At 44.1% G+C, this 8,686-nt stretch carries 8 protein-coding genes; all 8 read right to left on the minus strand.

Annotated elements, in window-relative coordinates:
* Positions 1–44 precede the first annotated feature (44 nt).
* Positions 45–749: a PIG-L deacetylase family protein gene (locus A8709_RS30140; RefSeq protein ID WP_065858211.1), complete on the minus strand. Its 705-nt coding sequence runs from the start codon at positions 747–749 to the stop codon at positions 45–47.
* A complete protein-coding gene (locus tag A8709_RS30145) occupies positions 749–1,717 on the minus strand; it encodes a GNAT family N-acetyltransferase (protein WP_065858213.1) in 969 nt (322 codons plus the stop codon). Before A8709_RS30145 ends, A8709_RS30140 begins: the two co-directional genes overlap by 1 nt.
* Before the next feature lie 28 nt (positions 1,718–1,745).
* On the minus strand, positions 1,746–2,606 hold the full coding sequence (locus A8709_RS30150; protein ID WP_065858215.1) for a carbohydrate ABC transporter permease: 861 nt from the start codon (positions 2,604–2,606) through the stop codon (positions 1,746–1,748).
* A 16-nt stretch (positions 2,607–2,622) separates the two neighbouring features.
* Positions 2,623–3,504: a carbohydrate ABC transporter permease gene (locus A8709_RS30155; RefSeq protein ID WP_425262358.1), complete on the minus strand. Its 882-nt coding sequence runs from the start codon at positions 3,502–3,504 to the stop codon at positions 2,623–2,625.
* A 110-nt stretch (positions 3,505–3,614) separates the two neighbouring features.
* The gene (locus tag A8709_RS30160; protein WP_065858219.1) at positions 3,615–5,057 is read right to left on the minus strand and encodes an ABC transporter substrate-binding protein; all 1,443 of its coding nucleotides are present in this window, start codon (positions 5,055–5,057) and stop codon (positions 3,615–3,617) included.
* Between the two features lie 73 nt (positions 5,058–5,130).
* On the minus strand, positions 5,131–6,045 hold the full coding sequence (gene murQ / locus A8709_RS30165) for an N-acetylmuramic acid 6-phosphate etherase (RefSeq protein WP_065858221.1): 915 nt from the start codon (positions 6,043–6,045) through the stop codon (positions 5,131–5,133).
* A 176-nt stretch (positions 6,046–6,221) separates the two neighbouring features.
* A complete protein-coding gene (locus tag A8709_RS30170) occupies positions 6,222–7,088 on the minus strand; it encodes a MurR/RpiR family transcriptional regulator (protein WP_065858223.1) in 867 nt (288 codons plus the stop codon).
* Positions 7,089–7,568: 480 nt separating this feature from the next.
* On the minus strand, positions 7,569–8,462 hold the full coding sequence (gene rarD, locus A8709_RS30175; protein ID WP_065858225.1) for an EamA family transporter RarD: 894 nt from the start codon (positions 8,460–8,462) through the stop codon (positions 7,569–7,571).
* Between the last annotated feature and the right edge of the window lie 224 nt (positions 8,463–8,686).

Here is an 8,686-nt window from a genome sequence, read left to right on the forward strand (position 1 = left end):
TCTCGTCACAGTCATTTGGTATTTTTTAATTTTATAAGTAAAATTTATAATTCCGATTGGCGAATTCGCATTGTTTCTTCCGGCACCATGAACGTCTGCGCATATTCTTTTCTCGCTTCAAGGCCGCGTACACGCATCAGATGCTTGTAATATTCCAAGTATTGAAAAGATTTGCTGCCCGTTACGAACCAATGTGTCGATACAGCCTTCACCCATAAATCAAACGCCTCTTTAGGGAAATCGACGTAGACGTAAGGACGATAGTCGACCGCATCCTCCCAGTTCTCGGCATAGTAAAGCTTCGAAGCAAAGTGAGCTGGTTTCTCTCTCTCAAACGATGAAAGTCCCGCGAAAAAGCGCGCGTCGTTCACAATCAGATGAGTCGTCATATGATCCTTATGCATGCTGTTCTTAAAATGCGTGATGATCACGTTCGGACGCACGTCGCGAATGACATCGCATACCCGATAGCGCATTTCCTCGTTATCTTGCAGCTCACCGTCCGGAATGTCAAAGACGATGGATTCTCCGCCTAACATTTCGGCAAATGTTTTGGCTTCGTTTACTTTTTGCACACGGTATTCCTTCATGTCTTGTCCTGCTGGAACACCGCGTTCCCCTGCAGTTAACGCTAAAGTTACAATTCGGTCACCCTTCAGAGCGTGATGGGCCAGTACGCCGCCTGCTGTTAATTCCGCATCGCCTACGTGACCTCCGATAGCTAGAATGGTCATTTTTGTTTCGCTCATTATGCAAACTCCCTTCTCATGACAGCAAAATGTTTCACCGTTTGAAAACCTGCTCGTTCATAGATACGGATAGCGGGGTTCGACATGCCTGTGTAGAGCGACATGTAATCGGTCCCAATCTCCCGAAATGCTTCGCATAGCTTAAAAAACAAAATACTGCCCAGACCATGACCTTCATGATCAGGAAGCACACCAATGCCGGCAAAATAGCCGCGGCCGTTCGCTTGGCGAATGACAGGTCCTGCAAATCCAACAGCCTTGCCTTGATAGGCAGCCAGGACAACTGGAACGCCAGTTGCCGCAGCATGACCTATTTCCTTTTGCCATAACGGATTTCCGAGACCCTCCAGCATCTGTTCCACGCCAGCGTGCTTACCCGGGTCGAACATCTCGATCGTATACCCTTGGGCGCTCGCTTTCGCTTCTTTTACACGGATTTCATCCGGTATCGTGAATCCTGACAAAGGGAGATACATTGCACATTGCTGGGCGCGTTCGATATAGCCTGCCCCCAGCAAAAACGTGTATAACTTGCTCTCTACAGGTACACCTGGTGCATTGTTGTGCTCATGCTTCGGCGAATCTGGGATATACCATGGCAGTAACATCGGATTGAAAAAGAGGAGATCCCCTTGCTTTTTACCCAATCCTTTAAACCTGTCTTCCAAAGCAGTTAACAACATGAAATAGTTGTCATCCGTTGCAAAATCGTTCGCTACCACGATGCATGTGATATACCCAGCTTCCTTGCCAAGGGGGAGATCTTCCCCCGTACACCCGCAGGCAAAACCAATAACCTGATCATCTGCAAGAAGAACGAAGGTACAATTTGGATCAAAGTATGGATTCTTAACAAAGATGTGTTCAAAGCTTATGTCCGAAAGCTCTTTATAGCCATCCTTCACGGCTTCTTCATTCCATAAAGAAATGACATCCTGCCGATATTTATCATCCCAGGTTACTAGCATAGTGCCGCGACCTCCCTTAGCTCTGGTCCTATCCCTTCACCGCTCCAACAGTTACTCCTTCTAAGAAGTACCTTTGTAAGCTAAAGAACAGTATAAACATAGGCAATGCCGAGATCGTCGCTCCCGCCATCATCGGAGCGATAAAGGTTGTATTCGCGAAACGGAAGTTTTTGAGTCCAAGCTGAATTGTTTGCATCTTCATTGTATTGGTGACAAGAAGCGGCCAGAAAAATGTATTCCAGCTGTCCATAAAGGTCAGAATCGCCATAACAGCTAAAACCGTTTTCGATAAAGGCAGAATAATGCGAGTATAGATTTGGAACTGGCTGCATCCTTCGATTTTGGCACTTTCCATAATTTCGTTCGGGATACTACTCATGAATTGCTTAGCCAAGAAAATGTTATATACCGTAACAAGGCCTGGCATAATTAACGCCGTGTAGGTATCTTGCAGATTAAACACATTGACAACTAGAATGTATAACGGAACTTGTGTAACTTGATATGGGATCATCATCGACATGAGCAAAATCCCGAACAGTACACCTCTTCCTTTAAAGCGAAGCTTTGCAAATGCATAACCAGCCATGCTTGCGAAAATAACATTCGAGACCGTCACTGTCGCAGCCACGATAAGTGAATTCAATAACCACCGATAGGAGTATTCACTGTAGTCAAAGAAGAATTTGAAGGAAGCGAACGAAACCTTTGACGGAAAAATTGAATAACTGACCGCTCCAGCTTCGACTGGATCTCCAAGTGCAGAAATAACCATGAAATAAATCGGAAATATCGTCGCCAGAGCAAAAAGAAGAAGGGCGATAAATATGATAGAGTTGCGAATCGTTTTAACTTTGGGATTGCCTGCGTGATTGCTATATAAAGCCATATGTTATCCCTCCTTCTTAGTACTCGACGTCTTTACCTGCATATTTAAATTGGATAACCGATATGCCTCCTATAATGACGGCTAAAATCAGTGATTGCGCCGCAGCTTTGCCAAATTCGAAATACGTAAACGCATTATTGAAAATGAGTAAGCCAACCATCGTCGTTGCATTGTTAGGCCCGCCACCTGTCATCAGGTAAGCATTTTGGAACACTTGGAAGGAACCAATTACACCGGTCACAAGCAAGAATAGTGTAGCTGGTTTCAAGCTAGGAACGACAATGTACCAAAGTTTTTTCAAGAAATTGGCGCCATCCATCTCCGCCGCTTCATAGTAGGTCTCATCGATTCCTAGTAATCCTGCTAGATAGATGATAATGCTGGTGCCATGACTGGACATCCATGACATGAGTACTAATGAAAACATCGCTGTTTTGCTAGAACCCAGCCAGTTCTGATTCTCAAAGCCGAAGAAATGAATAAGTTGATTCAATATTCCGCCTTCTAAGGGATCAAAGATCCAAAGCCATACGACAGACAAAGCTACACCAGATGCTACAACAGGTAAATAGTAAATGCCTTTAAAAAAGGACTGTGTTTTCTTTCTAAGCGGTAAAATCAGTACGGCAATGGCCATAGAAATAAACAAGTTAACAGGAACCGTACATATCGTATAGACAACGGTATTGCGCATAGCTTGCCAGAAAATACCGTCTTTGATGGAACTCACATAATTATCGAGACCGACATACGTCGAACCCAGTGGTTTGTATTTTTGCAAACTAATGATGAACGCACTGACAACCGGGTATGCGGTGAACATGGCAAACATGACTAAGGCAACGGCAATGAAAATATACCCCCAAGTTCCCTCACCCTTAATTCCTTTTCGTTTCATCAACTTCGCAATGAATGGCATACGATCAAACCCCGTTTCAAAGTCTTGCTTAAATAGTTCAGATAGTCGGGCAATTTGCAGCCCGACTATCTGAGGTTGTCACAGTATTCTTAGTCTTTCACTACGCCGTCAGCGCCAAAGGCAGCAATCGCAGCTGTTTTCACAGCTTCGTACATCGCTTCTGGCGTAACTTCACCAGCAATTAGACCTTGGAACTTAGGAACGATAACTTCTGTTTCTAACTTAATCGCTTTTGCAGACAGGTCTGATGGGATGTCAGAGCGAGCTGGCGTTGCGTTTTTAAGCATATTTTCCACAGCTAGAACGTTGTCAGGATTTCTGTCAATCTTCATGTTTGCTGCTTCTTTTTTACCACTTTGCGTGATGTTTGCTGCGAACAAATCATTGTTCGTTGTTGCTGCAACTTTGCCGCTAGCTAGGAAGTAAGCTGCTTTCACGACATTCGCTTTGTGTTCTGCAGTTGGTTCCTTTTTACCACGGAACGCCATGTAACCATCAACAACTGTAGAAGCAGAAGGCTTAGCACCTTGGAACGTTGGAGCCGGCAATACGATGTAATCAACTGGAATGCTGTCTTTCACTGCACTGCCATCATTAGCAGTAATCTTAGCGTTATTCGTTTTAGCAGAGTTCTCGAATGTAGCAAGACCTTTACCTGTGATCATCGTTTGACCCGTTAGGAACATATTCCAACGTTTACCCGCATCCACGGAACTCAACTCTTTTGGCATGGAGCCATCATCGATCAATTGACGAAGATCTTTCAGCAAGCCAAGGTAGTTTTTGCTAGTATACGCATATTTCAAATCTTTATTGAAAGCATTCGGCATGCCCGCATTTTTGGCCATAATACCGAGGTAATCTACCGCGGCTACACCTTTTACTGCGAAAACGAACCCATATCTTGTTTTACCATTTTCCGTTACAACGCCTTTTTTGATCGCATCACGGAATTCATCGTAAGTCCAGCCATTTGTCTGTACTTTTTTCCAGTCGATGCCTGCCTTCTCTAAGAATGCTTTGTTACCGCCAAGTGCATGAACTTCCATATAAGCTGGGAAGCCGTACAAGCCTTTGCCATTCTTCATATATTCAAGAGGAGCTTTATCGTAGTCGTTGATCATATCAGGTGTTGCTGTATCTGAAATATCCATCAACAAGCCTTGTTCGATGTATTTCGGAATACCGTCAGAACCTCCAAAAGCAATATCCGGCGGGCTTCCTGCATTCACTTGTGTATCCAGCTTTTGTTTCACATCTTCCCAGCTAGCTTGTTCGATCTTCAATGTCAGATTCGGATAAAGTGCTGTGAAATCTTTGGACATTTGCTCAAAATTCTTTTGGTAGTTCGGTGAAACCGGTGGAAGCAATGCCGTAATCGTATCCTTGGCAGTTGAAGCTCCACCTGTTGCTGCTGAAGCGGATGGTGACGTCGTGCTAGTCGAGTCGCCAGCTTTACCACATGCTACTAATGAGGTTAACGATAGGGTTACAGCAAGAACAGATGCTACAACGTGCATTTTTCTTTTCATAAAATACCCTCCTAATTTAGGGGACTTCAAGTTAACTCAAAGTCTCTCCGCTTTTGCTTCTTAGCAAATTTCCTCAACTAACTTGAACAAATGTACGTATGGCACGCTTCAAACTACCCTCACACTGTGCTAATCCTGCTTCTGCTTCTTTCACATCCATGCCGGTTTTAATCATCATAATGGCAAGTTTGCAGTTCATGGACGCTTTCTCTAAATGGGTAATCGCCGTGGATTCATCCACCCCAGTCGCTATCCGAATAATGCGAACAGAGCGATCGTACAACTTGATGTTACTAGCCTTCATGTCAACCATGAGATTGTTATACGTCTTACCAAGCTTCACCATTGTTCCGGTTGTCAACATGTTAAGAACCAGCTTCTGTGCTGTACCCGCCTTCAGGCGAGTCGATCCCATAATCACTTCCGGCCCAACCACTGGCGCGATGCAAACATCCGTAACAGGTACCAATTTGGAATTTCGGTTATTCACGACACCGATCGTAGCAGCACCAATTTCCTTCGCTTTCTTTAAGCAAGCAATAACGAATTGTGCACTTCCGCTGGCTGTGATCCCAATTACCGCATCCTTATCTGTTACTCCGCATCGTTCAATGAGGGCGACCCCCTCCTCAGCGTTGTCTTCAAAGCCTTCCACTGCTGTTCGCAGTGCCCCATCACCACCGGCGATATGACCTTGCACCAACATTGGATCAATGCCAAAGGTTGGAGGACATTCAGATGCATCAAGCACACCGAGTCTGCCAGAAGAACCAGCTCCTACGTAGAACATTCTGCCACCGTTTCTGAGAACTCCATGCAAAATGTCAACCGCTTTCACAATCTGCGGTATTTCAGCTGCGACTGCTGCTGGAACTGAAGCATCTTGTTCATTCATCATCTGTAGCATTTGTTCTGTTGTACATTCATCAATCGTCTGTGTCTTCTCATTAATCTCTTCCGTAGTTAAACCCGATAGATACTCATCCATAGCTGTCCTCCTGCCTGCTTTACTTCTCTGTCTGGTTTTATATTAACGAAATATTTCGGTATGGTCAATACTTTTTGAAATTTTATTTTATTTTAAAATAAATAACTGATTTTTTATTTCTTAAATTTTGACAAAAAAAGACGCCTTTTCAGGACGCCTTTAGTGTTTCTCTTCGCTTATTTTCTATGCTTACTGTTAGCAATAATGTCGTGTGTTTTGGCCAAATACTTCTTCACATTCTTATATTCACTGCTCGCTACGCCTGCAAAAAGAATATCAATCACCGTTAGCATCGCGATCCGCGAGCCCATAGCACCACTTCGAATCGTGATCTCTGGTGTTGAAATGCTAAGCACGATATTCGCGTTATCCGCTAAGGCGCTTTTGTTATATTTGGTAATGGCGATGATCGTCGCACCGTTCTTCTTGGCGATTTCGAGCGTATCCAGAATTTCAATTGTGCTGCCCGAATTCGATATGAAGATCGCGACGTCGCCTTTCCCTAGCAGCGTAGCTGCGGTCAGTTGACTATGTCCATCCGTATACGTGTGGCACATCTTGTTAATTCTTGAAAATTTCTGCTCTGCGTCCATTCCGACCAAGCCAGAAGCACCGATACCGAAGAATACAATGCGGTTGCTTTCACGTAGCACTTTAACCGCGCGGGCGATTTCATTTCGATCAATGACACTCAGGGTGTCCTCAATGGATTTACTATTATTATGCGAGATATTGGAAATAATGGTAGGGAGATCATCTCCAGGCTGGATATCGGTGTATTGGTCCTTGTGTTCTTCATCCATCGACCCCAGTGACGCGGAAATACTCACAATAAAGTTGCGGTATCCCTTATATCCCAATGTTTTGCAAAAGCGAAGTACGGAGGCATCACTCGTTTTGGTTAATTGAGCAAGACTCTTAATGGAGAGATGTGGAATCTCGTCGACATTGTCGAGTATATACTCAGCCACCAGCTTCTCTACGGGAGTTAGGCTGTCTTTCATATCGCGAATTTTGATTAAAATATTATCATTTATTGACATATCTGTCCCCTACTCACCATAGAATTTCTTGTGCAAAATTACATTCATCATACGGATATTTAGGCGAAATTACAAGATATGTCTGTAAAATGTTTATGAAATTTTTTCACAGAATAAGAAATTTTATTTCGAAGCTAATAAATCAAAGTAAATTTTAATTGCGAAATATTAATTTACAATCAGTCGTTTTTGTTGCGCGACCTATTTCCAATTGAAAAAGCCCGTTCGAGACATATTTCTCGAACGGGCTTCTATGCAAAATGGGCATGCTGGGAAAATAAATGGATTTCCTCCAGTTATTTTCCCAGAAAAAAGTTTACTTTATAGAGATAACTGGATTTCATCCCGTTAATTCAGCACAATTTCGACAGTTGGGTTCAAAACGGCAAAATTAACTGGAGGTTTTCCAGTTAATAGCCAATTCCGATGAAATACCGGAGAATTAACTGCACGTTTTCCGGCTATTCGCGGAATCATCTCTCAAGTAAGCGAAGCTTCCTCTTTCGCCAACCTCGCAACCCGCATCGACGCCATTGCGTATACGACCAGCGCGCTCCAGATAAACGCGAAGCTGACCAGCAGCACTGGCGAGAAATCTTCTTTGAACACGAAAATGCTAAGTACCAGCGTGATCGACGGGCCGATATACTGAATGAAGCCCAGCATGGAAAGCGGCAGTTGGGTTGCGGCTTTGGCGAACCAAAGCAACGGCATTGCCGTGGCTGCGCCTGCTAGAAGCAGCATAATCAGGGTCGTTGGCGGTAGTGACCAAGCCGCATCCTGATGGGTGGCCGTTAAGTAAATGACATACGCTGCAGCAATTGGAAAGACCACCGCGGTTTCACCCGCGAGGCCCGTTGAGGCATCGTAAGTCACTCGCTTTTTGACTAAGCTATACAACCCGAAGGAACAGGCTAACGAAAGCGATACCCACGGGAATCGGCCGTAATCGATGGTGGCGATTAAGACACCAACCCCTGCCAAAGCGACAGCGAGCCATTGTCGGCCCGTTGGTTTTTCACGCAGGAACAGAACAGCCAGCATGATATTAAAAAGTGGCGTGATATAGTAGCCGAGACTCGTCTCGATCACGTGTCCGTTGTTGACGGCCCAGATGAAGATCAACCAATTGGTACTGATCAGCAGACTGCTTGTCCCCACGAGGAGCAATGTCCTGCGATTGGTCATCAGGCTGCGGAATTGCTGCCATTTCCCTTTGCCAGCTAAGATGAGAATGTTCATAAATACGAAGGACCAGATGACGCGGTGCGACAAGATTTCACCCGCATTCAACGAGCCAAACAACTTCCAATAAACAGGTAGTAAACCCCAAGCAATATAGGCAATAATGGCATATCCAAGACCTTTTTTCATCCGTAAAAACCCCACTTCACATTACACGTAACACAATTCTATGCCTCATAAAATTTGTCCGGTGGTCAATTGCATTTTTCCATTGTAATGTAGAGTTGGGGTTTTGTAAAAATAAATTATTGTCAAATCCTAAATCAAACCGACATTATTTCTTTCCAAGGAATCCTTCTTTGAAATTATTCAGCAGATAACATTGTCCGATTCCCACCAAAAAAAAAAAAAAA

Origin of the sequence: Paenibacillus pectinilyticus (assembly GCF_001700435.1) — a bacterium.
GTDB classification, from domain to species: Bacteria; Bacillota; Bacilli; order Paenibacillales; family NBRC-103111; genus Paenibacillus_E; species Paenibacillus_E pectinilyticus.

Excerpts from the sequence above, each read along its gene's own strand:
- A8709_RS30150 (WP_065858215.1), bottom strand. The coding sequence starts at position 2,606 with ATGGCTTTATATAGCAATCACGCAGGCAATCCCAAAGTTAAAACGATT.
- A8709_RS30155 (WP_425262358.1), bottom strand. The coding sequence starts at position 3,504 with ATGAAACGAAAAGGAATTAAGGGTGAGGGAACTTGGGGGTATATTTTC.
- A8709_RS30170 (WP_065858223.1), bottom strand. The coding sequence starts at position 7,088 with ATGTCAATAAATGATAATATTTTAATCAAAATTCGCGATATGAAAGAC.
- rarD (WP_065858225.1), bottom strand. The coding sequence starts at position 8,462 with ATGAAAAAAGGTCTTGGATATGCCATTATTGCCTATATTGCTTGGGGT.
- A8709_RS30140 (WP_065858211.1), bottom strand. The coding sequence starts at position 749 with ATGAGCGAAACAAAAATGACCATTCTAGCTATCGGAGGTCACGTAGGC.
- murQ (WP_065858221.1), bottom strand. The coding sequence starts at position 6,045 with ATGGATGAGTATCTATCGGGTTTAACTACGGAAGAGATTAATGAGAAG.
- A8709_RS30160 (WP_065858219.1), bottom strand. The coding sequence starts at position 5,057 with ATGAAAAGAAAAATGCACGTTGTAGCATCTGTTCTTGCTGTAACCCTA.
- A8709_RS30145 (WP_065858213.1), bottom strand. The coding sequence starts at position 1,717 with ATGCTAGTAACCTGGGATGATAAATATCGGCAGGATGTCATTTCTTTA.